Genomic DNA, 26,023 nt, shown 5'->3' on the forward strand with positions numbered 1-26,023 from the left:
GAGTCGATGATGGCGCGGACGAATCTTTGCCCTAATCCCTCGTTTGCGTATGGGACGAATGGCTGGGCGAAGTACGCGCCGTCGTCGCTCCGGATTGCGTCTGATCCCGCTGTATGGGGCGGGCACGAGCGGCAGTCACCAACTTACCTGGCTGTCGACGTGCCTGCCCAGCTGCAGGGCCAGGTCGCCACTCCTGGCGTGGTTCCTGTCTCGGCGGGGCAGGCGCTGGCTGTGTCTGCGCTGGTTCGCACGAGTCCTGGTATCGGTCTCGCCGTCCGTGTCGAGTGGACGGTCGCAGGTCGCAGTCAGGTCGCGTCTGCGCCGCTGCTGCTGACGTCGAGTGCGGAGGGCGAGCGCCCGACCTGGGTCCACGTGGCCCCGGCGGGCGCCACTCAGGCGCGCGTGCGCTTCGAGGTCTACACCTCGGGAGCGCGCGAGAACAAGCCCGGGTGGGTCCACCTGGACGATGTCATGATCGTCGCTTCGGCGACCGTCGAGGAGGCTGTCGCTGACGCGGCGACCTTCTTCGACGGCGACACGCCGCAGCAACGGATCGGATACTCGCAGCGCGCGATCGCTCACCAGTGGACGGGCACGAAGGGTCTGTCGTCCTCGCGTGAGGTTGAAGGCGCGCTCGATATGACGCGCACGCCGGTCGCGGTCGTCGAGGACGGCCAGGCCCCGCGCGTGCAGCTGGTGATCCCGGCGGCGCTCGCGCCTGCGGGCACGGCCTGCTACGTCGAGGGCATCGCTGCAACGGGTTTCAAGTGGATCCCGCGCGCGGGCGTGTGGACGGGTACGGGTGAGCAGCGTGTGATCGGCGATTCGCTCGCGCCGATCAACACAGAATTCAGGTACAAGTTGACGACGTCGAGCGGCGTCGAGGTGGAGTCCTCGCCGGTCGTGCGCCGCTGGCAGGGCCTCTCGCTCATGACGGACACTGCGGGCAAGATGCCCGTGAACCTGCTTTGGCAGGGAACAGATCAGCGTGAGATGAAGCTGCGGCTGACCGAGCATGAGGTACCAGGCAGGCGGACTCCGGTCATGGTGTACGCGCCGACGATGGGCGCAGGTACTGTCTCGCTGACGGCTCGCACGAATCTCAAGGACACGCCCGCGCTCAAGCTCTTGCTGGGAACGCCGACCCCCGTCGCTCTCTTCCACAATCCCGAGCACTGCGTGCAGTGCAGGGCAGGTGTCTGTGACGTTGACCTGGTGACGCTTATGTCGCCGACGGCGGTATCGATGGAGCGCGCAGCTCGGATCGATATTGCGGAGCGCACGTGGACGATTAAAGGAACGATCACGTCGCTGCCGCAGGCATCGACGCTCCTCGCTCTCTCGACGTGGACGGACTTTGACGGTCGCGCCCTTACCTGGCAGGCGCTCGATGCTCGGCGCCTCACGTGGGAGGGCTTTGACAGGACGATCTGGCAGGAGGAGCGATGAGCTTGACCGGCCCGGACGCGCGCATCCCTGACGATCTGCTGTCGTCTGCGTACACGCTGCAGGCGACGGTCGAGTCGTGGCTCGGCGATGAGTATCTCGGTGAGGTGCCCGTCGAGGACGGCTCGGTCGCCTGGGACGCGACGCAGCAGGTTCAGGGCTCGCTCTCACTCACTGTCCCACGCGTCGGCGCTGCGAGTGAGAGTGAGGACTGGCGGGACTGGGATCCGACGGACCCATCGCATCCGCTCGCCTGCTTTGGGCAGACGTTGCACGTGTCGCTGACGATCGCGTCGGTGATTCCCGGCGGCGGCTGGTGGGACGTCCAGCTCGGACGCTTCCTCATCACCGCTGTCGACCCCGGCCCATCGACAGTGAGGGTGACCGGAAAATCGCTGATGCACCGCCTCGAAGAGGACCGCCTCACGACGCCCCTGTCCCCCATGTGGAACGGGACGCTCGCGAGCGAGATCCGTCGCCTGGTCGGCGGGCACATGGGCGTCGTCATCGATACGGGCCTCGTGGACCGCTGGTGCCCGTCGATGACCTGGGGCGAGTCGAGGATCGATGCAATCTATGAGATCGCGAAGGCCTGGCCGGCATCGATCCGTGAGGGTGGCGACGGCATCCTGTATGTAACACCGCCGGTCTCGCCGCCTGTCTCGCCACCGAAGCTGCGGCTCACGGACGACCTGGACGGAACCGTCGTCGGCGTCTCGTCTCAGGTCTCGCGCGACAAGGTCTATAACCGAGTAGTCGCGCGCGGCCAGGATGGGCACGACGAGGGCGCGCCCGCGTTCCAGGCGGTCGCGGATCAGACGACAGGCCCGATGCGCACCGACGGCCCCTACGGCGTCGTCCCCCGCTTCTTCTCATCGCCGCTCATCACATCGCAGGAGCAAGCGCGCAAAACCGCTGAGGCGATGCTCGCCGAGTCGATCCGCCGAAAAGTGAAAGTCCCCGTGGAGCACGCGCCGGACCCGCGTGTCGGCCTCGATCAGCCTATCGAGATCGTGACGCAGCCTGTCCTCGCGGCGGAGCCGAAAACCCTCTGGGGCCTGGTCACAGCCTACGAAGTCCCGCTCACGTACAAGGGCACGCAGAAAACCGACGTGGAGGTGACCCTGTGACCGCGCGAGTGATGGACTTGATCTCTTCCACGCCGGATGATCTGCCTCCCCGGTACGGGGCGGACAGGTCGACGACGGCGATCGCGCGGATTATCGACCTCGTCGAAGGAGGTCGCCAGCTCATCGTCTCCCTGTACGGCGGGGAGGGCGTGCAGATCCCCGCGACCGCCGTCAACTGGGTAGGCGTGAAAACCGCGCATGTTCTCCTCGACCCGGACACTGGACGCCCGGTACACGCGCTGGGGCCTGCCCCGTCCCCCGAGGGGCCGCTCCCGGCTGTCCCGAAAACGCCCGCCCCTAAGCCTGTGGCCCGGCACGCGGTCCTCACGCCGCAGTGGATGGGCACATGGACAACCGGGGGGTGGTCGCGGTATGGCGACGGCGGCGCGTGGCAGGGCACCAACCCCGCAGGCCAGCGCCTCCGAGGCCTCATCACCTACGGTCGCCAGCTCGAAGCCCTCGGCACGATCACAATCACTCGAGCGCTGCTCACCATCCGGCCCGCGTCGCACGTCCCACCGTGGGCACTCGTGATTCAGCCAGCCGCCTACTCGGAGTCTGGGCCGCAGCCGACCGGCGCGACGCAGACAATCAACGTCAACGCGCAGCAGGCGCAGGTCGACATTACGGCCCTGGCAAAGACCCTCAAAGCGGGAGCTGGCCTCGCGCTCGTCGGCACTGCATACGGCGGCATCACCAAGGGCGGCGCAAGCGCAGCCCTACACCTCGACTACACCGAAACACTCCAAGTCAAACCCACAGGAAGGCGCGCACAATGAGCTACCAGGACCAGCGCGGACACAAGGTGCCCTCCCCCACCGACCCGGCCCGCCGCCAAGACCTCCTCGATCTCTCACTCTCGATCCCGTCCTACAAGGCGTGCGCGTCCGAGACCGCCGCCTCCCAGTACGTCGCCGCGCTCGCGGGCGTGGGCCTCACGGCCTCCCCGGCGCAGCCGGTATACGTGTGGCGAACCGACCTCAACGCTGTGCGCGTCTGGGACGGTCGGCGCTGGGCTGGAGAGTCGAACGTTCAGATGGAGCTGGGCGCCGTCGGAGATATGCCGGTCGGCTCAGGCCTGGGGACGGGAGTGCGGAACGGCCTCATTAAGGCTGGCCGCGTCGCGATATCCAGCGCGGAGGTCGCCTTCGGCAACCTCTACATGCCGCGCGTTACGTTCCAAACGCCCTTCCCGAACGACTGCGTCTCGGTCGTCATCACGCCGCTGTACGGCTCCGGCCCGGCGGGCTGGAACTTCAAGAACGCCAGACAGTTCTGCATCGACGTCATAGACAAGAGCGGCTTCCGCCCGATGCTCCCAGGAGTGACCTCTGAGGAGCGTCACTCCTATTCCTGGGTGGCCTTCGGCTACTGACAACCACCTGATCTTTAACGCCCTCGGACAAGCCCGTCCGGGGGCTTTCCCATACCCAAAGAGGAGAAACACATGGAACCGACCATTGAGCAGCTTATGGCGTCGATGACCCCCGCGACGGACACGCCGCCTGACGTCGTCGCCCCTATCGTCATCCCCTACGAGCAGACGGAGGGCACGCGATGAGCATGACCGCACAGAACGTCCTCGCCTGGGCAGCCGGCGAAATCGGCTACACCCGATGGGACGACCCCGAGGAAGGCTCGAAGTATGGCCGCTGGTACGCGCAGAAGCACGGCGCCTACTACGGCACATCCGGCGTGCCTTTCTGTGCGATGGGGGCCTCCTGGTGTGCGACCGACGAGGAGAAGCAGTCCGTCCTTCCCGGCGGCGACTTCGCTTACGTGCCGTATGGCATCAACGCCGCCGCCCGCGAGGGACGCCTCGTGTCCCCGATGACGCAGGCTGCGCCCGGCGACCTGGTCTGCTTCGACTGGGACGACGACAGTATCGCCGACCATGTCGGAATCGTTGAGGCCAATTATGGCGGGTGGATCCAGACGATCGAATTCAACACGTCGTCCGGCGCTGCTGGATCGCAGAGCAACGGCGGCGGCGTGTGGCGTAGGACCAGAGACTGGTCCTCGGTGTGCGCGGTCATTCGCCCGCACTACGGCGACGCGACCACCTCCTCGGGCTACACCGATGTCACGGCGCTCCAGGCGGCAGTCGGCGCGACCGCTGACAACGTGGTCGGCCCCGACACGACGAAGCGCATTTATGCCGTCGTCGCCGCCTCCAGCTGGGGAGGCCGGCAGTTCCCGTTCGGAGTCGAGTACGTCCAGTCCGTGATCGGCACGGAGCCGGACGGTGTCTGGGGCGATGCCTCGGACGAGGCGCACGACCGCGTCGTCGGCAACCTCCAGCGCGCCGTCGGCGTGGACGACGACGAGATCTACGGCCCGGCCACCAACAACGCGATTAACACCGCGCTCGCGGGCGCGGAGAAGGGAGAATGACGATGAATGATCTTCTGCTCGGTCTCCACACTGACCCATTCCTGACGACGGTCGTCGTCGGTCTGGTCTGGCCGATGGTACAGGCCGCGCTCGACCGTCCGTACTGGACTCCCGCGCGCCGTAAGGCGCTGCTCGCCGTCGTCGCGGTCATCGTCTCTCTCGCTGTCTGGGTGTCCGGTACCTATCCGGCGACCTGGCGGCTGCTCATCGCCCAGGCTGGCGTTTTCCTGGGCATCGCCTGGAGTGTGTTCCAGGTGCTCTCCGCGATCCGTATTAACGGCGTGACACTGATTGACTGGGTAGGCGCGCTGACTCCCGGCGGCGAGTCCATCGAGGAAGTTCGCGCTACCGCTGATGCTGTCCCTTCGACCCGGGTAGTTGACGGGGCCTCGCAGGCCAGCCGTGACTGAACTGCTCGCAGACCCCAAAGTAACGGATGCTCTGGCCGCGCTCGTCGTCGCGATCCTCGTCGCGATGACGGGCATCGTCGCCCTGGCCGCAAGCCAGGTGCGCCGATGGATGGACGCGAAATTCGCGCACGTCCTCGTGGGCGTCGAGGAAGCCAGAGCAGCCGCCCGCTCGGCGGACGCGCAGGTCTCCAACGATCACGACACCAACATCAGGGATGACTTGGACCGCGCGATCGAGACAGTGCGCGCTGTGTCGGATCAGATCGGTGAGTTGACAGGTCACGTCGGCACGCTCGCCGATCAGCTGGGCCGCGTCGAGACGACGCTCAGCAATCACGGCAAGAGCCTCGAAGCCGTCGAATCTCGCGTCGGAAGGATCGACGAACGAGGCGGTCGAATGGCCGAAGAGATCCACGACGAGCGCGTCGCTAGAGAGGCCGCTCAGCGGACAATCGACGAGCACTCGCACGACGCGCACGCGCGCCTGCACGAGCGACTCGACAAACTCGAAGAGAGGATGAACGAACAGTGACCACGACTATTTCGGGCACTGTCGGCAGGCTTGACGGCGCTCCCGAGCCGCAGGCCTACATCGTCGCTACGCTCGCGGGGACAGGTGAGAATCTCGCTGTCCTCGCGGGCGGGCCGGTGGCCCGGCAGGCCGACGTGCGAGGGCAGATAGTCCTCCCGCTTGACATCCACACGGAGACGCAGGTGCATCTGCGTCTCGCAATCCCCGGTCGCACCCTCCGCGAAGCGACCGTGTCCCTGCGCCCGGGCGTGGCTTACGACCTGGCGCAGATCTTCTCCGGCGCCGCGTCGCCGACCCCGTCTCCCGCGCCTGTCCCTGGTATGGGCGGCGTCGAGATCTCCGGCGACGGAGACACCCTCACCCTGGACGGAACGCTCTACGGCGATATATACGACACACTCTAGATCGGAGCCTGACCTATGGCAGCACGACCGACGCTCTACACGAAGCAGGGCACCGATAAGGCGATCGCGCGAGCAGTCGCACCGCTCGCAACAAAGTCGGAGCTCTCCGGCTATGCGACGAAGTCAGAGGTAGCGACAGCCGCCGCAGGCGGCAGAGTCGATCTTACCGACTACGCGAAGAAGGCCGAACTGCGGGGCCTCGCGACCCGCGAGGAACTGTCCGGATACGCGACCACTCGCCAGGTCGCCGACCTCGCCACCCGCGCAGACCTCACGGCCTACGCGACGAAGGACGAGGTCGCCGGAATCGCCAAGCGCTCCGACCTGACCGGCCTCGCGACAAAGTCGGAGCTATCCGGCTACGCGACGAAGGGCGATGTCGCGGGCGTCGCACACGCCTCGGACCTGACCGGCCTTGCCACCAAGGCCGAGCTGCAGGCCGCGCTCACAGGCGTCGGCATCACTGTCGTCGCCACCGAGGCCGAAGCTCAGCGCCTGCCCGACGGCGCGCTGTACTTCCTTGCCGCCGCAGCGTCGCCCGCGCAGCCGCCGACCCCGACCCCAGGCCCCGCGCCCGCCGCCGGCCCCACCGTCGTCGGCCACGCCTCGGGCTCCGTTGTCGGACAGACAATCACCGTCAAACTCGACGGCAAGGCAGGCGACAAGATCATCCTGGGCATCAACGAGAAGGCTCAAGGCGTTCGCGCGACCGTGAGCCTCCCGCAGGGCTGGACGACCCTCGTCGATCCGTACTGGGTCGGCACGATGAGCGCGACCATCATCACCGGCCCCTGGGCACCAACGATCACGATCACGATGTCTCAAAACGCCGAGATCGGATGGGCAGCAGCAGCAGTACGCGGGGCCTCCCGCATCGAAGCCGGCACCGTCAAGAAACGCCAGGCCGAACCTATCGAAACAAAGACCTGCACCGCGCCCGCGCTCGCGGGCACGGGTCTCGCGCTCGGCTTCACTTTCGAGCGCACGAGTGCGGGCGAAACTTCGGACCAGGTCACGGTCTCGGAGGGCTGGGAAAAGCTGGCATTCGCAGCTCAGGACGGTCTGAATTATCAGACTGTGACGCTTGCGAAGCGAACCGCAGCCGCTCCCGCCGACCTCATTGTCACATACCCAAACGTGCAGGGGTCGAACGGCATCGGCGTGCAGGTGGTCGCCCGTGGATGAGCTGACAATCTATCGCCGTCGCCGCGACGGAGGTGACGTGCCCGGGGTCGTCCGTCGCCGCCGCCGCGACGGAGGGGATCTTCTCCTGCGTCGACGTGAGGCGACGACTCCGGTCACGCCGGCCTCGACGGACGTCGTCGAGCAATTCCTCAAGCAGCGGCCCTTCTACATCGCCCATAGGATGAGCGGAACAGAATACCCGGAGTTCACGCAGCGGGGTCTTGATGCTTCGCTGCGCGCGGGCTTCAAGGCGCTGGAGGTCTCCGTCCGGCTCTGCGCCCGGGGGCAGCACGGAGAGCCTGCCGAGTTCGTCGCGATCCACGATTGGAAAACGACAAGAACTGTGCCGGGCACGGATCTCCCGATCTGGTCTACTCCCTGGAGCACGCTCCGGACACTCCAGCAGGGGACCGGGCCGTTTATGCGACTGCGGGACATCGTTGACCAGATCCCGGATGACGTGGTCCTCGCGATCGACCACAAGACAACGTCATCTGAGGATCAGCGGAACGCTGCTGATTTGCAGGCTGAGGAGCAGTTGTTCGAGTATCTGGACACCGCGTTCGGCGGGCATCCCGAGCGTCGCGTGATCTGGAAAGTCTTTGCGAAGGGAACGAGCGCGGCCCGCGCGAAAGCGCGCGGTTACCGCACTATGGCGATGCTGTACCCTGCCGAAGTCCCCGCGGCGCCCCTCGGCTCTTGGGACGTGATCGGTATGGAGTGGTCCGCGTCTGCCGACGTCTGGAACCGCATCAACGCAACCGGGAAACCGACGATCGCGCACATCATCACCAACGAGGGACAGGCGCGCGCAGCGCTCGAAAAGGGAGCGTCCGGCCTCATGGCTTCGTTCCCATCTCGCGTGCATCCGTAGCCGATGCAGAAGGCCCCACCACCCAGAATGGGCGGTGGGGCCTTCTCTTATGCGTTGAGACGGCCTTACGTGAGGACATGTGAGTCCATACGCGCTGCCAGGGCCGCGTCGCGCTCGCGGGTCGCATGCTGATAACGCAGGGCGACATCGACATCACTGTGCCCGCCCCGGTGGAGCAGCTCGGCGAGAGTGGCGCCCTGCTGTGCGAAGATCGTGAGGCCAGTGTGCCGCAGATCGTGGAACTTGAACCAGGGGATGCCCGCGTCCTCGCGGGCGCGCTCCCAGGCTCCGCGCAGGCTATTAGGATGCAGGGGCAGGCGCGGGGATCGCTCGGAGGATAGGAGCCAGGCCGTGCCCGCAGGCGCGACGTAGGACTCAAGATGAGTGCGCAGAGCTGGGACTAGCGACGCGGGGATGACGATCTCGCGGACGCCGGCGGCGCTCTTCGGAGGTAGCTCGACCGGCCCCTCGCCTGTCAGGTACTGAACCTGGCGCTCGATACGGAGAGTCGCAGGAGTGGAGTCGAGGTCGAAGTCGCGCCGCTGCAGGCCGGTCAACTCGCCGAGCCTCGTCTGGCACCATGCAGCGAGCAGGACGGCGATGCGCAGCCGCGCGGGCATCGCGTCGGCGGCTGCGCGGACCTCCTCGGGGGTCGCGACTTGCCGCTCACGCTCGCGCACGGGCCGATGCTTCTGACCACCGGGAACCTTGCACGGGCTCGCCGCGATGACGCCGGCTTTCACCGCGGCGTTCATGCATACAGATAGGGTCATGTAGATCGGGCGCACGACGCCCGGCCCCTTCGCATCCCAGATCCGCTGGTACCAAGCGTCGACATCCTCGACGCTGATCGCCCCGAGCGGCTTCGCGCCAAAGACCGGGACGAGCTGCCTCATCCGATAGGTATGCGTCTCGATGGTCTTAGGGGTGCGGCCCAGTCGCTCGAGCGACGCGAGCCACCTCTCCGACCACGCCGCGAAAGTGATAGCCGCGCGCTCGGCGGCGACCTCCTGCGCGCGATCGCGCTCGCGGCTCTCCTTCGGACTGACCCAGGTGCCCTCGCTAATCTCGGCCTCGACGTGTGCGAGGAAAGCACTAGCGTCGACCTTGCGAACGAATGAGCGCCCGGCGGTGTACTTGCCGCCGTCGGGGCCTGTGTACCGGACCTCGAAGCGTCCGCTGCGGGCTTTCCGGATCGAGCCGAAGGCCCTCCGTCCGCTCATGCCTGCCTCCTAGATCGGGAAGTGGCGCAGCATCTTTTTCCACTGTCTGCGCCACGCCTGCGCCACTAGCAATGCTACATCGTGATGCATCCTGATACATGGGAGAGAGTGGGACGAGGGAGCGAAAAGCGCGCGAGGGCAACGAAAACCCCGGAATCTCAACGAGACTCCGGGGTGTGTGTGGAGATGGGGGGAATCGAACCCCCGTCCAATGGCCGGCCCCGAATTCTTCTCCGAGCGCAGTCTACGTTTTTATTTCTCAGCCCCCAGCATTGCGTAGACACACCGCTGGATAGGCTCAGTTGATGAAGTGTCGGAGGCGCCCCACCAACATGGGCGACTCCCAGTGGCTCCCTAGACGACGCCAGACACCGGGCCGGAAGCAACTCCCGGGCTGACGGACTAAAGGTTCAGGCTGCGATATCAGGCAGCGAGAACGTAGTCGGTGCGATTCTGTTCGGCACCTATTGGTTTGCACGCATCGTTAACGAGTTGAGCGTACATTCTCGGCTCGCTTCACTTCGATCGACGACCACTGTCGAAACCGATCATCCCCTCTTGAGTTTTCAACTCCCCGACACCCTACGAAACCGCAGACCGTCGGACACATCAGTTTACGCCGCCACGCACAACCCGTCAAGGGAAAACCCGACGCCTCAGAGCAGCTTCGTGGACTCCAGCTTCGCCACCATGCGCCGATTGTTACGCACCAGCAGCGGGCGCAGAGCAAGCCCCAGAAACGCGGCAAACAGGATGAAGGAAGCCAAGAACCACATGGCGTCCGCGTACTCGTGCCCCGCGTACCCGGCGATCGACGCTCGCAGCGCCGTGATAGCGTGCGTGGCCGGCAGGAACGGGGACACGGACGAGAAGAAGGAGGGCAGGATCGCCAGCGGGAACGCTCCCCCGGCGCCCGAAATCTGCAGGACCAGGAGCAGCACGCCCAGGGCTTTACCCGCGTTCCCAAACGTCGCAATAAGCGTGTACATGAGGAAAGAGAACACGACGGCCGTCAGCCAGAGCGTACCCATGAACTGCAACGGGTGAGCGTGCTGCACCTTCAGGAAGTACAGGTCTCCCAGCCCCAGGAGCGTCGCCTGCGTGAGAGCGATCGTCCCAAAGATCAGGTAACGCCCCAGGTATCCGGCGGCCAGGCCGACGGGCTTAGCCGTCAGGGTCGCGCGCAGCGGGTCACCTTCGGGCAGGCCGTCGGCAACGTTGGAGTCGGTGACGTCCGAACGCATGGACACGACCATGAGCACGGAGCCGACCCACAGCGCCAGGATCGTGTACAAGGGCGCCATCTGGGAGCCGAAGTTCGCGACCGGGTAGACGGGTGTCTTCTCCACGCCGACGGGGGCCGCAATGGCTGCAGCCAGGGCCTCGGGATTATTCCCGATGATGGTCCCGAGCGTCGTCAGGTCGCCACTGGCAAGCGCATCGCTGATCGAGGCGTGCAGGGAGTCGAGCTTGCCCGCAGCCTCGCGCAGGCTCGCTGCCGCGCCCGTCAGGTTGTCGCGCAGCTGGGTCAGCCCCTCGCGCGCGCTCCCGCTGCCGTTCGAGGCAGTGGACGTCGCGCCCTCCAGGGACGTGCGCGCGGCGCTCAGGGACGACTGGGCCGAGGCCAGGGTGGAGGCCAGCGATTCAAGCTGGGGTCGCAGGTTGGTCTCGTAGTCGGAGGACAGGCCGTCGACCGCGGAGCGCGCCTGGGCGATCAGGCCGTTGACCGTGGCGTGCCCAGCTTCTGCATTCGCGACCTTGGAGTCCAGCTCGGAGGCGGCGGCGCGCAGCCCGTTCGCAACCTCGGTCAGCCGGTCGGAGGCCGCCTGCAGGCGGTCCAGCGAGGACTGGGAGACGGGCGAGCCCGGCAGCGCCTCCAGCGTCGACTTGATGGACGCGAAGCTGGTCGCCTGCGTGTCCAGCACGGATGCCTGCGAACGCAGCGTCGAGGCCGCGTCCGACGCACTCGTTGATCCGTTCGCGTACACGCTCTCGACGGCGCTCGACAGGGAGGACAGCGAGGACTGGGAGGAGGAGATCGCGTCGGACACCGAGGAGACTGCGGCCGATGCAGCGGATCCGAGGCCGCTGGCACCCGCCTGAGCACTCGACACCGCGGACTGCGCGGAGCCCTTCGCGCTCCCGAGCCCGTCCACAAGTGTGCTCGTCGAGTCGATGAGTGTCACCGAGGATCCCACGAGCGACGCGTAGGCGTCCGCGCTATCCGACGCCGTGCGCAGGCGCGAGGCGACGGTCTGCACGCGGTTATCGAGCGCCGTCACCGTATTGACGGCTGTGGGCGACGACAGCGCGCTCCCGACCGACGTCGCCGTATCGAGGGCGACCTCGGAGAGCGTCTGCACGAAGATCTGGTTCACCTGGGCGCTCACGGCCTCGGCGCCCTGCCCGGCGATCTTCGGCGAAATGCCGTTCTTCTTCTCGTTGACGTAATAGGTCATCGGCGCGGAGGATGCTCCCCCGTCGAAGAACGTCAGCATCTCCTGAGAGAAGTCCGAGGGAATGACGATGGCCGCGTAGTACTCGCCCGAGCGCGTCCCCTCAACCGCCTCATCCTCGGAGGCAATGACCCAGTCGAAGTTGTCATTCTTGCGCAGTGCGGACACCACGGAATCGCCGATGTTGATGCGCAGCGGCACCAGGTCCGACTTGTAGCCCGCGTCCGTGTTCGCAATCGCGATGCGCAGGCTCTTCGTGTTGCCGAACGGGTCCCACGACGCCGCCACGTTGAACCACGTGAACAGCGACGGGATGACGACGAGGCCGAAGACGACGACGCTGGCGATCAGGGATCGATGCGCGCGGCGTAGGTCGGCGCGGTAGATGGCCCAGATGGTCCTCACTGTTCTTCTCCCTTCGCCGCCTCCGACGCGTCGCCCGCGCTGTCCTCATCGACGAGGCCGGGGCCGGCCTCGTCCGTATCCTCTCCCCCGTGCTCACCGAGGGAGGACGCCAGCGCCGACGAAATCGACGCACCCACCGCGGCCGCACCCAGCGCGAGACGCGAGCGCGCGCCCTGCACGCGCCGGGTCAGCAGCGAGCGCACGTCCCCCTCATCCATGGCGCCGAGGAGCTGCTGACGCGCCAAGGCCTCGCGCACGTACTGCAGGCCGATCAGGAACGTGATGACGAGGAGCACCCAGACGATCCAGGCACCCAGAATGATCGGCACCTCCGTCACATTCGCGACGGACAGCACCGCCAGAGCCACCGGCACGATAACCCCGAGAATGATCGCGGCGCGGCGGATCGTCGGGTAACGACGCTCGAAACGCGCGGCACGGCCGCTCACCGAGCGCTGGAAGCCGTCGTGATCGGCCAGGGCCGCCACGATCTGCGTCAGGCGGTAGCGGTTCGAAGGAACGCGCGTCGCCTCGGCCAGGAAGAGCCCGGAGGACGCCAGGTCGCGCGTGATCATCGCGTTCAGATTCACCAGGAACGGACGCAGCGCGAGGCCGATCGCGAAGGCAACCAGCGCCTCGGCACCGAGAACCGCCAGGCACGACAGGTAAGTGTGCCCATAGAAGCCGGCCACGATCTCACGCAGCGCGTTAATGCCGTAGGTGAAGGGGAACAGCGGGTGCAGGAAGCGGAAGAAGGACGGCAGCATCTCGATCGGATACAGGCCGGCAGACCCGGGAATCTGCATGACCATGATGATGACGCACAGGCCCTTGCCGATGTGCTGGAAGCACGTGGAGAGCATGTAGACGATCGACACAAACACCAGCGAGATGATCATCGCCGTCCCCACGAACGCGGGACGCGACACCGTCTGCACGCCGATAATCAGGTCACCGATCGACACAACGAGCCCCTGAATGACCCCGAAGAAGGCGAGAAGCATCCACCGGCCCATGTACTTGGCGGCCGACGAGGTCGGGCCGATGCCCTCCTCATCCACATCGAGCTTCAGGAGGAGGACGAGCGAAAACGCGCCGATCCACAGGGCCAGGTTCGTGAACAGCGGAGCCATGGCTGAGCCGTAGGCTGCCACGGGGTAGACGGCCTTCGTCTCGATCTGCGTCGGCGAGGCCATGAAGGAGGCGATCGATTCGGCGTTGACCCCGAGGGCGTCCGCGAGGTCGCGCAGCGTGTTCGAGGAGGACAGCGAGGAGATGTCGGTGGCCACCGAGTCGAGGTCGGTCTTGATCGCCGCAACATTCGTCGAGCTCGTCTGGGTCGCCGTCTTTGCCCCGTCCAGGAGGGAGTCGAGCTGGTCGAGCAGGCCCGACACCTGGTCGCGCTGGCTGCGCAGTGTATCGAGGGAGCCACGCATCGACGAGGACGCGCTCGAGAAGTCATCGAGCGCCGAGGAGATCGCGGGCAGCTGAGCGGACACTCCGCTGCGTGCGTTCGTCACTGCGGTCGACACGGCCGCGGACGCGTCGGAGGCTGACGTCAGCGCGTTCGAAATCGACGTGGACGTGGCCGACAGGTCGGAGTTAAGGGTCGTCAGGCTGCCCAGGGCCGTCGACAGCGCAGTGTTCTGGTTCGTCAGGTCGGTCAGCGCCGTGCCCGCGGCGGGCAGGTTCCCGATCCCCAGAGCATTCAGCTCCGCGAGCACCTCACCCACCGAGTCATTGATCGACGTTCCCTCGGTGAGCAGGCCACCCACACGGCCGGAGGCGCCCTGCACAGCGCCGTCGAGGGTTCCCGCATTCGCGGACACGCCCGCAAGGGCGCTCGCCGCGTTCGACGACAGACCGTCGAGGGCCCCTCCCATCTGGCTCGAGAAGGACGCCAGCGACGTGCGCGAGTCGCTCACCAGCTGGTCCGTCTGGTCCAGGGACGCCAACAGCTCCGCAGCCGCAGAGTCCAGATCGCTCAGGGTCGTGCGAGCCGAGGCCACCGAGGCCTTCGCAGCGTCGATCTTCTCCCCCATGCCGTCCAGGGTCTGCGAGGCGCTTCCGAGCTTGGCCGAGGCCTCGGACACCGACGCGGAAACGTCCGAGCGTTTCTGGTCAGCGTTGTCCGCAATACTGACCCCGGCCTCGGACGCCTTCTCCGACAGCACCTTGGCCACCGTCGAGACGAAGGCGGAGTTGATCTGGCGGTCGAGAGTCGTCGCGCCCGCCCCCGTGATCTTGGGGGCCACCGCGTTGTTCTTCTCGTTGACGTAATACTGGATGTTCGGCTTGACGTACGTGCCGTCAACGATGCCCGTCAGGTCGCGCGAAAACGACGCCGGGATAATGAAGGCCGCGTAGGAGTCCCCGCGTTCCACCTCGGCGCGTGCCTCCTGCGCGCTCACGAAGTGCCAGCCCAGCTGATCGTTCTGCTTGAGCTGAGTCTCGAGCATCGCACCAACGTTCACGGTGCCGATCTGGTCCTTGGTCGCGCCCTCGTCCTCGTTCGCGACGGCGACGCGAATGTGGGAGGTCTGCGAGTACGGATCCCAGAACCCGACGATGTTGAACCACGCGTAGAGCGCGGGCACGAACGCCATGCCGATGATGACGATCCACGCGGCCGGTACACGCACCAGCCTCAGAAGATCACGACCAAAAAACCTGACGGAACCTCGCACAGGGTCGCCTTCTTTCCCCTTATCGGCGGGCCTGCTTCACGTAGCGGCGCATCGCGCGCTCGGCCTCGCGCTGGTCCTGCTTCTCGCGCAGCGCCTGACGCTTATCCCATTCCTGCTTGCCCTTGGCCAGGGCGATCTCGACCTTGACGCGGCCACCGATAAAGTACAGCTCCAGGGGCACGATCGTGTAACCCTTCGCAGCCACGCGGTCCTGCATGCGGTCGATCTCCGCGCGGTGCAGCAGCAGCTTGCGCTTGCGCGTGGGCGCGTGGTTCGTCCACGAGCCCTGCGAGTACAGGGGAATATTGGCACCGTAGAGCCACGCCTCTCCCCCGTTGATCTCAACCCAGGCATCCACGAGAGATGCGCGACCCATGCGCAGCGCCTTCACCTCGGTGCCCATGAGGGCCAGGCCGGCCTCCCAGGTGTCCTCGATCGTGTAGTCGTGGCGCGCCTTCTTGTTACGGGCGATCGTCTTCTTCGCATCGGAGGCAGCCTTGGCGCGCTGCCCCTCCGTGGGCTTGGGCTTCTTCCATTCCTTGGGCATGCTGCCTCCTTTCAGACTCGTTTTCCGCACACCATGCGGAAAGACCCCCGTAGCAAAACGCTACGAGGGTCCATCCTAACGCGGATTACAAATAATCCATCGGTTCAACATAGCTTCCGTTCTGAATGACACCAAAATGCAGGTGGCATCCGGTCGCGTAACCGGTCGAACCGACCTCACCCAGAGCGTCGCCCGCATTGACGTACTGCCCCGGAGACACGTACTGGGCCTGCATGTGCAGGTACTCGGTGATGACGGAGTTACCGCCAACGAGGCCGTGGTTGATATCCACGTAGTTGCCCGCAGAATAGTCCGACGACACCGCATTGACGTAGCCCGACGCCACAGCACGAATGATCGTGCCGCAGTCTGCAGCCATATCCGTGCCCGAGTGGCCCTTCATGACACCCAGGACCGGGTGGTAGCGCATGCCAAACGGGCTGGTGACGACGATCGGAATGTCGAGGGGGCTGCGGAAACCCGAGGCCGACACGTACGAGGCACCCGACGCACGGTTCGCCTCGTCGATGGCAGCCAACTCCGCGCTGCGTGCCTGGTAGTCGGCTTCCGCCTGGTCGAGCGAGGCCTGGACCTTGTCCTTCTGAGAGTCCCATTCGGCTTGCTTGGCCTGCGCCTGCGTCTTCAGGTTGTTGAGCTCGGTGAGCTTGGAGTCGGCCTCATTCTTCGCAGCCTCAGCCTCGGCTTCGGCCTTCGCGGCCTTCTCCTCGAGGTCGGCGATACGGTCCGTGATGGCGTCCTGGCGCGTGGCCTGGGTGCGCTGGGACGAGGACACGTCCAGCGCGGCCGTCATGGTCTGGTTCTCCGTGCGCAGCGCCATGTCGGCCGCCGCCGCACGGTCGGTGATGGACTCCGTGCCGCCAGCAGTCAGGGCGACGGCGACCGGGTCGACGTTGCCCTCGCGGTACTTGCGACGCACGAGGTCAGCGATCGCGCGCTGCGCGTCGTCGGCCTGCGTGGTCGCCTGATTCAGCGACTGACCGATGCGGCTCTGCTCGCCCTGAGCGGCGCTCAGCTCACCCATGATCGTCGCGTGCTCGCGAGACTTCTGGTCGTACGTCGCGGTCGCGCTCTCGTAGGCGGCCTGCGCCACCGGGATCTGCCCGTTCAGCGACTGCAGGTCGATGAACACCTGGGCGAGCGAGGCGTCGATGCCCTCCAACTGCGACTGCAGGGCGTTGACCGTCGCCTCGGCCTCGGCGGCCGCGTTCGCGGCGGCGTCGCGCTCATCGTCCGCGCGCGCGGGCAGGGCCTGGCTCATCGCCGCAAACGAGGCGATCGCGAGGGCCCACGCGCCGGCGCGCAACGCGCGACGACCGGGACGATGCGAGGAGAGGGACATGAGACTCACGCCTTCGTGTACTTCGCGAGCGAGAACGCCGAGGCAATAACCGCCAGCGCCACCGCCGCCAGGACGAGGATCGGCGTCATGATCGCGACCTCGCCCATACCGATAAAGTTCGTCCACTTAAATGCGGGGGCCATCCACCCCTGGACGATAAAGTGCACGCCCGCGAACAGGGTGCCGATCGCGAAGGCGGCGCCCACCAGGGCGGCGAGCGCGCCCTCGATCATGAAGGGAGCCTGAATGAACAGGTTCGAGGCACCCACGTAACGCATGATCTGGGTTTCCTGCTCGCGGCTCATGGCGCTCAGGCGGATCGTCGTGGAGATCAGCAGGATCGCGGCGACGACCATGATGGCGCCCAGGCCCAGCGCAGCCGTGCGGGCAGCGCCCAGCACGCGGAACAGGGGCTCGACGACCTCACGCTGGTCGCGCACCTCGGACACGCCCGCGGTCCCGGAGAATTCCTCCTTGACCACCGAGTACTGCTCGGGGTTGACCAGCTTGATGCGGAACGCGAACTGGAGCATGTCCGGCGTGGTCCACTGGGTCAGAGCGTTGTTGCCGTTGAGACGTTGGAAGTTCTCGTAAGCCTCTTCCTTCGTCTCCTCGTACACGTTCGCCACGTACGGGGTCATCTCTGCGGATGCCAGCTTCTGACGCACGGCGTCGATCTGCGCGTCGGTTGCCTCGGTCGCGTTGCAGTTCGCGGCCGCGTCGTTGATGGCGCACATGTAGATCGTGACCTCGATCTTGTCGTACCACTCCGACTTCATCTTGGACACCTGCATCTGGGTCAGGCCCGCGATGCCCACGAAAAGGAGGGACACGAAGGTCACGAGGATGACGGCGACGCTCATCGCGCGGTTACGCGACAGACCCTTGCCGACCTCGGACAGAATAAAACGAAGCTTCACTGGTCTTACCTCCCGGCCCCGTAGACGCCGCGGTTCTGGTCGCGCACGACGTCGCCGCTGGCGAGCTCGATGACGCGCTTACGCATCTGGTTCACGATGTCCGCGTCGTGGGTCGCCATGACGACGGTCGTGCCCGTGCGATTGATTCGGTCAAGGAGACGCATGATGCCCAGCGACGTCTCCGGGTCAAGGTTGCCGGTGGGCTCGTCCGCGAGCAGCAGCTCGGGGCGGTTCACCATGGCGCGCGCGATCGCGACACGCTGTTCCTCACCGCCGGACAGCTCGTGCGGCAGGCGCGATTCCTTGCCGGACAGGCCCACCAGCTCGAGGGCGTCCGGGACGGCCGTCTCGATCGCGTGGCGAGGCTTGCCGATGACCTGCATGGCCAGAGCGACGTTCTCGTACACGGTCTTAGAGGGCAGCAGTCGGAAGTCCTGGAAGACCGTGCCGATCTGACGGCGCAGCTTCGGAACCGCCCACGTGGACAGCTTGGACACGTCCTTGCCGAGCACCCACACCTTCCCGCTGGTCGCCTTCATTTCGCGCATGACGAGCTGCAGGAACGTGGATTTGCCGGAACCCGACTTGCCGACGAGGAACACGAATTCTTCGCGTTCCACCTCCAGCGAGACGTGGTCCAGCGCGGGCTGGGCACCTGGCGTGTACACCATGGTGACATCTTCAAAACGAATCATGGGACCGTCCGATCGGGGTCAATAGTCCCTGTCAGATTAGGTAACGATCGGGTCACGACCCGGCTACGACACGCGGAAAACAGGCGGTGTGGCGCTCAGCCCTCCACCTGGGGACGCTTGGACACGCAACCCGGCCCCGGCCTCGTTCATGAATCGGCGAGGCCGGGGCCGGTTGCGCGTATGGGCGTCGCTCAGTCCTGAGCGGCCTTCTGCTCGTTCTTGCGCCAGCGGATGCCGGCGTTGATGAAGCCGTCGATGTCGCCATCGAAGACGGACTGGGGGTTGCCGGACTCGTACTCGGTGCGCAGGTCCTTGACCATCTGATACGGCTGGAGCACGTAGGAGCGCATCTGATCGCCCCACGACGCCTTGACGTCGCCGGCGAGCTCCTTCTTCTTCGCCTGCTCTTCCTCGTGACGCAGCACGAGGAGGCGGGACTGCAGGACTCGCAGGGCGGCCGCGCGGTTCTGGATCTGAGACTTCTCATCCTGCATGGACACGACGATGCCCGTGGGGATGTGGGTCATGCGCACGGCCGAGTCGGTCGTGTTCACGGACTGGCCGCCGGGACCCGAAGAGCGGAAGACGTCCACCTTCAGCTCGGACTCGGGGATCTCGATGTGGTCAGTCGTCTCGATGAGGGGGATGACCTCGACGGCCGCGAAGGACGTCTGGCGGCGGCCCTGGTTGTCGAAGGGGCTGATGCGCACGAGACGGTGGGTACCTGCCTCGACACTCAGCGTGCCGTAGGCGTAGGGCGCCTGAACCTCGAAGGTCGCCGACTTCAGGCCGGCCTCTTCCGCGTAGGAGGTGTCCATGACCTTCGTCGGGTAGCCGTGACGCTCCGCCCAGCGCAGGTACATGCGCAGGAGGATCTCGGCGAAGTCAGCGGCGTCCACGCCGCCCGCGCCGCTTCGGATCGTGATGACGGCGTTGCGCTCATCGTACTCGCCGTCCAGCAGCGTGCGGATCTCCAGGTCTCCCAGGTCCTTGCGCAGCTTCTCCAGGTCGGCCTCGGCCTCGGCGAGGATGTCAGCGCTCTCGTCCGGGTCCTCGGCGGCCATGTCCACCATGGCTTCCAGGTCGTCGATGCGCTCGCTCATCTGCGTGATGCGGTCCAGCTCGCTCTGGCGGTGGCTGAGTGCGCTCGTGACGGCCTGGGCGGCGCTCGGGTCGTCCCACAGGTCGGGCGCTGCCGCCTTCTCGTTCAGCTCGGCGATCTGCTCGCGCAGCTTGTCCGGCTGCACGACCGCGACGATGTTCTCCATCGTGGTGCGCAGGGACGGGATCTCTTCAGAAAATTCAATGGCCACGCACCCAGGGTAGCGGATCGGACGCCCAACGAGGAACGCTAAGGGGCGACGGTGGCGGGGTTTACTCCCCCGCCGGCCTCAGATACGACGGTGCCCCGACGCCACACAGGACGCCGGGGCACCGACAAGAAGCGGATCAGATGAGACCCATCGCGACCATTGCGTCGGCCACCTTGCGGAAGCCCGCCAGGTTCGCGCCGGCCACGTAGTCGCCCGCGACGCCGTATTCCTCGGCGGTGGCGACGGTGTTCGCGTGGATATCCACCATGATCTGGTGGAGCTTCGCGTCGGTCTCCTCGAAAGCCCACTGGGTGCGGCCGGAGTTCTGCTGCATCTCGAGGCCGGAGGTGGCCACGCCACCCGCGTTGGAGGCCTTGCCGGGGGCGTAGGCAACGCCGGCAGCCTGCAGGGCCTCGATCGCCTCGGGGGTCGTGGGCATGTTCGCGCCCTCGGCGACCAGCTGGACACCGTTCTTGATGAGGGTCTCGACGCCGGACAGGGGCAGCTCATTCTGGGTCGCGCAGGGCAGCGCAACGTCACAGGGCACATCCCAGATGGAACCGTCGGACACGAAGACGGCGCCGGGGCGCTCGGCCGCGTAGTCGGAGACGCGTCCACGACGCACCTCCTTGATGTCCTTGAGCAGCGCGACGTCGATGCCGGCCTCGTCCACGACGTAGCCGGAGGAGTCGGACACCGCCACGACGGTCGCGCCCAGCTGCTGAGCCTTCTCGGTCGCGTAGATCGCAACGTTACCCGAGCCGGAGACCACGACGCGCTTGCCGTCGAAGCTGGTGCCCTTCGCAGCGAGCATTTCGGCCGCAAAGTAGACGAGGCCGTAGCCGGTGGCCTCAGTACGCACGTAGGAACCGCCCCAGGTCAGGCCCTTGCCCGTCAGGACGCCCGCGTCGAAGCGGTTCTTGAGGCGCTTGTACTGGCCGAACATGTAGCCGATCTCGCGGCCACCCACGCCGATGTCGCCGGCGGGCACGTCGGTGTCGGGGCCGATGTGGCGGGAGAGCTCAGTCATGAAGGACTGGCAGAAACGCATGACCTCGGCGTCGGACTTGCCCTTGGGGTCGAAGTCCGCGCCGCCCTTGCCGCCACCCATGGGCAGGCCGGTGAGGGCGTTCTTGAAGATCTGCTCGAAGCCGAGGAACTTGATGATCGACAGGTTCACGGAGGGGTGGAAGCGCAGGCCACCCTTGTAGGGGCCGAGCGCGGAGTTGTACTCGACGCGGAAGCCGCGGTTCACGTGGATGTTGCCCTTGTCGTCGGCCCACGGGACGCGGAACTGGATCTGGCGCTCGGGCTCGACGATGCGGTCGATGATGGCCAGGTCAGCGTACTCGGGGTGACGCTCGGCGAGGGGGGCGATGGTCAGGAGGACCTCGTAGACGGCCTGGTGGAACTCGGCCTGGGCGGGGTCGCGGCGCTGGACGGATTCAAAAACGGAGGCCAGCGCGGGGGAAAGACGAGATGTATCAAAGCTGCTCATGGCCTAAAGTTTACGTTTCGTTTACTCGACCTTCCCTCGCCGTCCCACAATGTGACCGTCGCGGACGCCACTTTAGGGTGACCCCTGCACCCCACGCAGGCGCGCACTCGAGGTCCTCACCAGCTCGGGAACCACCGCACCGCGAAGCATCGGAGGCAAGAGAGAGACCCTGGGGTGCGCCCTCACACCGACCTCCACCTCCCTGCTGCTCACGCTGACCCAGGAGACGCTCACCCCGTCCCCAACCCGGCACGTCGAGTCCGACAGACCCGCGAGCGCACGGTCGACGCGAGAGCTCGCCGTCTCCTCGTCAACCCCGAGGTCACCTCCCGCGAAGACCGTTGACGAGGAGGCTCCCGACACCCCGGCGCTGGCCAAGGCGTCAGCGCATGACACGAGGCGGCGGTCCTGCATCGCGACCTCAGTGAGCGCGATCGACACGACGAGCAGCAGGCACACGAAGGCACAGCCCGCGCACATGAGGATCCCGACGCGCCCCTCCTCCCCTTCACTCACGGGCGACCACCTCCCGCACGGGCGCGCGGGCGCTCGAGGAGACACCCACGCCAACCCCGCCGAGCCAGGAGGGCATGAAGGGCAGCGGGACCTGCACGGACACGCGCACGTCAACAGCCCCTTCTCCGTCCTGGCAGTTCTCGCACGTCGAGGCCACCTCGGGGGTCGCGTTCACACCGAAGTCCTCGACGATGAGGGTGACGGCGTGGGATGCGTCGGCCGTTCGATCCGGGTCCTCGGCGAGGATACGCGCAGCCTCGCGCGCCCCCGCGTCTACCGCCATCGCACCGGCGCTCACCTGGCCGATCGCGAGCACGATGTAGAGCACCGGGATCACGACGACGACGAGGATCCCAAGGAATTCAACGCTGGCGTCTCCTCGCTCGCTCACGGCCCCTCCACCAGGGCACGCCCGCGCACGGTCAGCCACCTCGGACCGAGTCCTCCGACGAGCGGCAGGCGCGTGCGCACGGTGACGGTGAGGACATCGACGCCCGCGTCGCTCTCGCGATCCACGGCGATCTCGCGGTCCTTCGCGGCCCCCACGAGAGAATCGAGGAGTTCGCCTGTTCTCGCCCGTGCCTCGTCCTCATCCCCTCCGAGGAGGCCGCCACGGCGCGCGCCCTCGGACGCCGCGCTCACGCTCATGGTGCGCACGTGCGAGGCGAAGGCCAGCTGAATGAGCAGGAGGATGACGAGGACGACGAGGCCCTGGACGAGGACCGTCGAGACGACCTCAGATCCCTCCTCAGATGCCCGCAATCGAGTCCATCGCACGGTTAAAGATCTCCACGAGCCGCTCCGAGGCAACACCCCAGATGAGGACGACGAGCGCGGCCGTCATGAGGGTGATGAGGACCCACCCGGGCACGTCGCCGCGCTCCCCGAGGGGAGCCTTCCTGAGAAAGAGTTTCTTCATGACTGTTTCCTTCCTTCACGGGGTGAAATCCAGGGCGATGAGCCCCGGATAGAGGGCGAACATGACAGTGACTGGCAGGATGAGGGAGACGACGGGCAGGAGCATCGCGATTTCGCGGCGTCCACCCTCCTCCATGAGGGCAGCGAGAGAGCGTTCGCGCTGGTCCCGGGCCTGATCGTGCAGGACCGAGGCCAGGGGCGAGCCGCGCTCGATCGCCGTAGTGAGCGTGCGGCTCAGGCGCGTGAGGGCCGGGGATTCGGTGCGCTCAACGAGGTTGGCGAGAGCGCGCACGGAGGGCGTGCCGTTGCGGATGTGCCCGGCTGTCAGCGACAGCTCCGCCCCAAGAGGGCCTCCCGCGCACCCGGCGACGCGCTCGATGGCGGCCGGGATCGACTCGCCGGCCGCCACCGCGAGCGCGAGGAGTTCCGAGCAGTCGGGCACGGCGGCGTCGATCGCGCGCTGGCGGGCGTGTGCGCGCATGGTGAGGAAGCGGTCCATGCCGGCGACCCCGAGGAGGGTTCCGACGAGCGCGCAGGCGCACAGGGGAATCAGGGAGGCGCGCAGGGAGGAAACGTGGCGCGCGGCGACGAGGGCGCACGCTGCGACGAGGCCTGCCACCCCTGCGACTGCCTGGCGCAGCCGGAAGACGGACACGTCCGGGTTCATACCAGCCAGGGCGAGCCTGCGGGCGACGGATTCGCTGGTGGATCCGAGGGAATCGAGGGCTGAGGCGCTCATTCGGCGCGTCCACGCGACGAGCGCGGAGGGTGGCTGCTCCTGCACGCGGCCCTGCGCGACGCGGTCAACGAAGGAGGGGCGGCGCGCGAGGGCGGCGGCCAGGATGAGGACGAGGCCCGCGCCGGCGACGAGGGCGACGGCGAGGTCGAGGGCGCGCATGATCCACGGGTTCATCGCGCGCCCCCAAGGTTCCTTGGGTCGGTGCTCAGGCGGCCCATGGCCTTCATGATCAGGTAGGCGATGACGCAGATGCCGGCCCCCGAGCACAGGACGGCGATACCGCCCGGCGAGTTCCACACGTGTGCGCTGGCCCCGCCTCCCGACAGGAGGAGCAGGACGACCCAGGGGGCCGCGAGGCCGAGTCGGGCGGCGCCCACGGTCCAGGATTGACGCGCCTCAAGTTCTCCGCGCACGCGCGAATCCTCGCGCAGGAGCGAGGCGAGGTCTTGCAGCAGGCGGGTCAGGTCCGCCCCGCCGACAGATCGAGCGATGCGCAACGCCTCGACGATGCGGTCGGCAACGGGGTCCGCGACCGTCTCTTTCATCGTGTCCAAAGCAGGCTCGAAGCGGCCATTAGCACTGTAATCGCGCGAGAACGCTTCGAAGGCGAAGCGCACGGGGACGGGCCCCTCCTCGGCCAGGTCGCAGAGCACCTGGGGCAGCGCAGTGCCCGCACGCACGCCGGACACCATCGCGTCGATGACCTCCGGCCAGGCGGCCCGAACGGTCTTTGCGTGTGCGCCCAGGCGCGAGACGACCCACGCGTAGGGCAGGAACGCGACGCCGACGGAGACGATGAGGGCGACGGGCCAGGCTCCCGTGACGGCCAAGATAGCGAGCGCGACGACGATTCCGACTCCGAGGCTCAGCGCGACGAGGCGCGCGGCCGTCAATCCGGGGATGCGGGCGCGGGCCACGTCCTCGCGCAGGCGCTTCCACGGCCCCCACGGGCGCCACGCCGGCGGCGGCGTGAACCAGGGGGACACGGCTAGGACGAGGCCGATCCCGAACACGAGCCCGCACACGATCGCAATCACGCCGGTCCCCAATCCAGAAGGGACGCGAGGTCGAAGCCGGCGGCGGCAAAACGATCGTGCAGGTCGAGGCCGCCCGTTCCTCGTGCGCACCGGTGCCCATCGAAGCGGAAGAGGGTGGCTGTCTCGATCCGGTTTCCTTCGACGCGCCCGGGGACCGCCATGATCTCGGCGACGTGGCGCTGCCCGTCCGCGCCCCGCTCGACGTGACACACGAGGTCGATGGACGAAGCCAGGGTCGGGGTGACGAATCCCGTCGTCACGTTCTCCCCCGCCAGGAGCGGCAGGATCGACAGCTTGTCGAGGGCCTCGCGGGCCGAGTTCGCATGCACGGTCGCCATGCCCGGCACGCCCGCATTGAGGGCCACCAGCAGGTCGAGGGCTTCAGGGCCTCGGACCTCGCCAACGATCAGGTACTCGGGGCGCATACGCAGCGATTCGCGCACGAGGTCACGCAGCGTTATCTCGCCCGTCCCCTCCGCGCCGGCCGGGCGCGTCTGCATCGCGACGTGGTCCCAGTTGGCCAGACCCAACTCGAAGACCTCCTCGCAGGAGATGACGCGGCGCGACCTGGGCAACTCCCCCGCGAGCGCGCGCAGCAGCGTCGTCTTCCCAGCCTGCGTGCCTCCCGAGACGAGGACGGAGAGCCCCACAGAGACGGCGGCCGCCAAAAAATCCCGCATCGGAGGAGCGAGCATGTCAACCGCGACCAGGTCATCCAGGGTACGGGCGCTCTGGATGTGCTTGCGGATATTAACGCTCCACGACGATCCCGTGACGGGCGGAATGACGACGTGGAGGCGCTCCCCTCCCGCGAGCATCGCATCCACGAAGGGGCTGGACAGATCGAGCCTGCGCCCGGAGTGGTGGAGCATGCGCTCGACGAGCGCGCGCACGTCCTCGTCGGTGAGGATCAGGCTGGTCAGCTCGGCGACACCCGCACGGGCCACGAACACGCGCGACGCCGCATTGATCCAGATTTCCTCGACCGAGGGATCATCCATGAGCGCCTGAAGCGGGCCCAGACCGCAGATGTCATCCATGAGGTCCGCTTCGACCTGCTCGCGGGCCGCGGGCAGCAGGTCGGGCGCAAAACGGTCGATGGCGCGGTGAATGAGCAGACGCACGGATCGAGGGTCTCGGGCCGCGTCGACTCCACCCGCGGCTAAATCCTCACGCACCCGTGCGGCGAGCGCGCGCGTCGTGGCTTCCATCGCTGCGCCTCCTTGCTACAGACCAAGCCAATGTGTCGAAAGTAACAGAGTTTTTCGGCAAGGAGCAAACCCACATCCATTCAATCCTCCTCGCGCCCGCGCGGGGAGAAGCGCACGGCCCCA

26 protein-coding genes and 1 other RNA gene are annotated in these 26,023 nt (G+C 66.7%); 10 read left to right on the plus strand and 17 right to left on the minus strand.

Annotation, left to right across the window (positions count from 1 at the left end; all coding sequences use genetic code 11):
- Positions 1-159: 159 nt before the first annotated feature.
- The 10 genes from FBF35_RS07635 to FBF35_RS07680 all read left to right on the plus strand — a co-directional run bounded on the left by FBF35_RS07635 (position 160) and on the right by FBF35_RS07680 (position 8,375).
- Positions 160-1,449 carry a hypothetical protein gene (locus tag FBF35_RS07635; RefSeq protein ID WP_060567545.1) on the plus strand — a complete coding sequence of 430 codons (1,290 nt, stop codon included), beginning with the start codon at positions 160-162 and terminating at the stop codon, positions 1,447-1,449.
- The gene (locus FBF35_RS07640; protein ID WP_060567544.1) at positions 1,446-2,576 is read left to right on the plus strand and encodes a hypothetical protein; all 1,131 of its coding nucleotides are present in this window, start codon (positions 1,446-1,448) and stop codon (positions 2,574-2,576) included. The genes FBF35_RS07635 and FBF35_RS07640 overlap by 4 nt, the downstream gene beginning before the upstream one ends.
- Positions 2,573-3,355 (plus strand): hypothetical protein, encoded by a 783-nt coding sequence (locus tag FBF35_RS07645; protein ID WP_060567543.1) that lies wholly within the window; start codon positions 2,573-2,575, stop codon positions 3,353-3,355. Before FBF35_RS07640 ends, FBF35_RS07645 begins: the two co-directional genes overlap by 4 nt.
- The gene (locus FBF35_RS07650) at positions 3,352-3,951 is read left to right on the plus strand and encodes a hypothetical protein (RefSeq protein WP_060567542.1); all 600 of its coding nucleotides are present in this window, start codon (positions 3,352-3,354) and stop codon (positions 3,949-3,951) included. The genes FBF35_RS07645 and FBF35_RS07650 overlap by 4 nt, the downstream gene beginning before the upstream one ends.
- A gap of 182 nt (positions 3,952-4,133) precedes the next feature.
- On the plus strand, positions 4,134-4,970 hold the full coding sequence (locus FBF35_RS07655) for a CHAP domain-containing protein (RefSeq protein ID WP_082632912.1): 837 nt from the start codon (positions 4,134-4,136) through the stop codon (positions 4,968-4,970).
- 2 nt (positions 4,971-4,972) lie between these two features.
- Positions 4,973-5,380 carry a hypothetical protein gene (locus tag FBF35_RS07660; RefSeq protein WP_187348944.1) on the plus strand — a complete coding sequence of 136 codons (408 nt, stop codon included), beginning with the start codon at positions 4,973-4,975 and terminating at the stop codon, positions 5,378-5,380.
- A complete protein-coding gene (locus FBF35_RS07665) occupies positions 5,373-5,912 on the plus strand; it encodes a hypothetical protein (RefSeq protein ID WP_060567540.1) in 540 nt (179 codons plus the stop codon). Before FBF35_RS07660 ends, FBF35_RS07665 begins: the two co-directional genes overlap by 8 nt.
- Entirely contained in the window at positions 5,909-6,316 is a 408-nt protein-coding gene (locus FBF35_RS07670) for a hypothetical protein (protein WP_060567539.1), read from the plus strand. The genes FBF35_RS07665 and FBF35_RS07670 overlap by 4 nt, the downstream gene beginning before the upstream one ends.
- Before the next feature lie 15 nt (positions 6,317-6,331).
- Positions 6,332-7,501, plus strand: a complete 1,170-nt coding sequence (locus FBF35_RS07675; protein ID WP_060567538.1) for a hypothetical protein — start codon at positions 6,332-6,334, stop codon at positions 7,499-7,501.
- Positions 7,494-8,375 carry a glycerophosphodiester phosphodiesterase gene (locus FBF35_RS07680; protein WP_082632911.1) on the plus strand — a complete coding sequence of 294 codons (882 nt, stop codon included), beginning with the start codon at positions 7,494-7,496 and terminating at the stop codon, positions 8,373-8,375. The genes FBF35_RS07675 and FBF35_RS07680 overlap by 8 nt, the downstream gene beginning before the upstream one ends.
- Positions 8,376-8,440: 65 nt before the next feature.
- Here the strand turns inward: FBF35_RS07680 and xerC are convergent, their stop codons facing one another.
- From xerC to FBF35_RS07760, 17 genes are all read right to left on the minus strand, one after another.
- Positions 8,441-9,598: a tyrosine recombinase XerC gene (xerC, locus tag FBF35_RS07685; RefSeq protein ID WP_060567536.1), complete on the minus strand. Its 1,158-nt coding sequence runs from the start codon at positions 9,596-9,598 to the stop codon at positions 8,441-8,443.
- A gap of 178 nt (positions 9,599-9,776) precedes the next feature.
- Positions 9,777-10,154: a transfer-messenger RNA gene (gene ssrA, locus FBF35_RS07690) on the minus strand.
- A 100-nt stretch (positions 10,155-10,254) separates the two neighbouring features.
- The gene (locus tag FBF35_RS07695; RefSeq protein ID WP_060565633.1) at positions 10,255-12,459 is read right to left on the minus strand and encodes a YhgE/Pip domain-containing protein; all 2,205 of its coding nucleotides are present in this window, start codon (positions 12,457-12,459) and stop codon (positions 10,255-10,257) included.
- Complete coding sequence (locus FBF35_RS07700; RefSeq protein WP_060565634.1) at positions 12,456-15,146, minus strand: YhgE/Pip domain-containing protein; 2,691 nt, start codon at positions 15,144-15,146, stop codon at positions 12,456-12,458. The genes FBF35_RS07695 and FBF35_RS07700 overlap by 4 nt, the downstream gene beginning before the upstream one ends.
- 19 nt (positions 15,147-15,165) lie before the next feature.
- Positions 15,166-15,693, minus strand: coding sequence for an SsrA-binding protein SmpB (smpB, locus tag FBF35_RS07705; RefSeq protein ID WP_003790105.1), 528 nt, complete (start codon positions 15,691-15,693; stop codon positions 15,166-15,168).
- Between the two features lie 85 nt (positions 15,694-15,778).
- Positions 15,779-17,053 carry a M23 family metallopeptidase gene (locus tag FBF35_RS07710; protein WP_060565635.1) on the minus strand — a complete coding sequence of 425 codons (1,275 nt, stop codon included), beginning with the start codon at positions 17,051-17,053 and terminating at the stop codon, positions 15,779-15,781.
- Positions 17,054-17,058: 5 nt separating this feature from the next.
- Entirely contained in the window at positions 17,059-17,973 is a 915-nt protein-coding gene (gene ftsX, locus FBF35_RS07715) for a permease-like cell division protein FtsX (RefSeq protein WP_060565636.1), read from the minus strand.
- A gap of 5 nt (positions 17,974-17,978) precedes the next feature.
- Entirely contained in the window at positions 17,979-18,668 is a 690-nt protein-coding gene (ftsE, locus tag FBF35_RS07720) for a cell division ATP-binding protein FtsE (RefSeq protein ID WP_034464661.1), read from the minus strand.
- A gap of 191 nt (positions 18,669-18,859) precedes the next feature.
- Positions 18,860-19,981: a peptide chain release factor 2 gene (prfB, locus tag FBF35_RS07725; protein ID WP_060565637.1), complete on the minus strand. Its 1,122-nt coding sequence runs from the start codon at positions 19,979-19,981 to the stop codon at positions 18,860-18,862.
- A gap of 136 nt (positions 19,982-20,117) precedes the next feature.
- The gene (gdhA, locus tag FBF35_RS07730; protein WP_060565638.1) at positions 20,118-21,479 is read right to left on the minus strand and encodes an NADP-specific glutamate dehydrogenase; all 1,362 of its coding nucleotides are present in this window, start codon (positions 21,477-21,479) and stop codon (positions 20,118-20,120) included.
- 72 nt (positions 21,480-21,551) lie between these two features.
- The gene (locus FBF35_RS07735; RefSeq protein ID WP_060565639.1) at positions 21,552-21,995 is read right to left on the minus strand and encodes a hypothetical protein; all 444 of its coding nucleotides are present in this window, start codon (positions 21,993-21,995) and stop codon (positions 21,552-21,554) included.
- Positions 21,988-22,386 (minus strand): hypothetical protein, encoded by a 399-nt coding sequence (locus FBF35_RS07740; protein WP_060565640.1) that lies wholly within the window; start codon positions 22,384-22,386, stop codon positions 21,988-21,990. The genes FBF35_RS07735 and FBF35_RS07740 overlap by 8 nt, the downstream gene beginning before the upstream one ends.
- A complete protein-coding gene (locus FBF35_RS07745) occupies positions 22,383-22,757 on the minus strand; it encodes a hypothetical protein (protein WP_060565641.1) in 375 nt (124 codons plus the stop codon). The genes FBF35_RS07740 and FBF35_RS07745 overlap by 4 nt, the downstream gene beginning before the upstream one ends.
- Entirely contained in the window at positions 22,744-22,914 is a 171-nt protein-coding gene (locus FBF35_RS10525; RefSeq protein WP_003790126.1) for a membrane protein, read from the minus strand. The genes FBF35_RS07745 and FBF35_RS10525 overlap by 14 nt, the downstream gene beginning before the upstream one ends.
- 15 nt (positions 22,915-22,929) lie before the next feature.
- Entirely contained in the window at positions 22,930-23,826 is an 897-nt protein-coding gene (locus FBF35_RS07750) for a type II secretion system F family protein (RefSeq protein WP_060565642.1), read from the minus strand.
- On the minus strand, positions 23,823-24,689 hold the full coding sequence (locus FBF35_RS07755) for a type II secretion system F family protein (protein WP_060565643.1): 867 nt from the start codon (positions 24,687-24,689) through the stop codon (positions 23,823-23,825). Before FBF35_RS07755 ends, FBF35_RS07750 begins: the two co-directional genes overlap by 4 nt.
- Positions 24,686-25,900, minus strand: coding sequence for a CpaF family protein (locus tag FBF35_RS07760; RefSeq protein WP_060565644.1), 1,215 nt, complete (start codon positions 25,898-25,900; stop codon positions 24,686-24,688). Before FBF35_RS07760 ends, FBF35_RS07755 begins: the two co-directional genes overlap by 4 nt.
- Positions 25,901-26,023 lie beyond the last annotated feature (123 nt).

This window comes from Schaalia odontolytica (genome assembly GCF_005696695.1).
Taxonomy (GTDB): Bacteria; Actinomycetota; Actinomycetes; order Actinomycetales; family Actinomycetaceae; genus Pauljensenia; species Pauljensenia odontolytica_C.

Bases quoted from the DNA above. Each gene is read 5' to 3' on its own strand.
- FBF35_RS07640 (WP_060567544.1), top strand. From the start codon at position 1,446: ATGAGCTTGACCGGCCCGGACGCGCGCATCCCTGACGATCTGCTGTCG.
- FBF35_RS07650 (WP_060567542.1), top strand. From the start codon at position 3,352: ATGAGCTACCAGGACCAGCGCGGACACAAGGTGCCCTCCCCCACCGAC.
- FBF35_RS07655 (WP_082632912.1), top strand. From the start codon at position 4,134: ATGAGCATGACCGCACAGAACGTCCTCGCCTGGGCAGCCGGCGAAATC.
- FBF35_RS07660 (WP_187348944.1), top strand. From the start codon at position 4,973: ATGAATGATCTTCTGCTCGGTCTCCACACTGACCCATTCCTGACGACG.
- FBF35_RS07675 (WP_060567538.1), top strand. From the start codon at position 6,332: ATGGCAGCACGACCGACGCTCTACACGAAGCAGGGCACCGATAAGGCG.
- xerC (WP_060567536.1), bottom strand. From the start codon at position 9,598: ATGAGCGGACGGAGGGCCTTCGGCTCGATCCGGAAAGCCCGCAGCGGA.
- smpB (WP_003790105.1), bottom strand. From the start codon at position 15,693: ATGCCCAAGGAATGGAAGAAGCCCAAGCCCACGGAGGGGCAGCGCGCC.
- FBF35_RS07710 (WP_060565635.1), bottom strand. From the start codon at position 17,053: ATGTCCCTCTCCTCGCATCGTCCCGGTCGTCGCGCGTTGCGCGCCGGC.
- ftsE (WP_034464661.1), bottom strand. From the start codon at position 18,668: ATGATTCGTTTTGAAGATGTCACCATGGTGTACACGCCAGGTGCCCAG.
- gdhA (WP_060565638.1), bottom strand. From the start codon at position 21,479: ATGAGCAGCTTTGATACATCTCGTCTTTCCCCCGCGCTGGCCTCCGTT.
- FBF35_RS10525 (WP_003790126.1), bottom strand. From the start codon at position 22,914: ATGAAGAAACTCTTTCTCAGGAAGGCTCCCCTCGGGGAGCGCGGCGAC.
- FBF35_RS07750 (WP_060565642.1), bottom strand. From the start codon at position 23,826: ATGAACCCGTGGATCATGCGCGCCCTCGACCTCGCCGTCGCCCTCGTC.
- FBF35_RS07760 (WP_060565644.1), bottom strand. From the start codon at position 25,900: ATGGAAGCCACGACGCGCGCGCTCGCCGCACGGGTGCGTGAGGATTTA.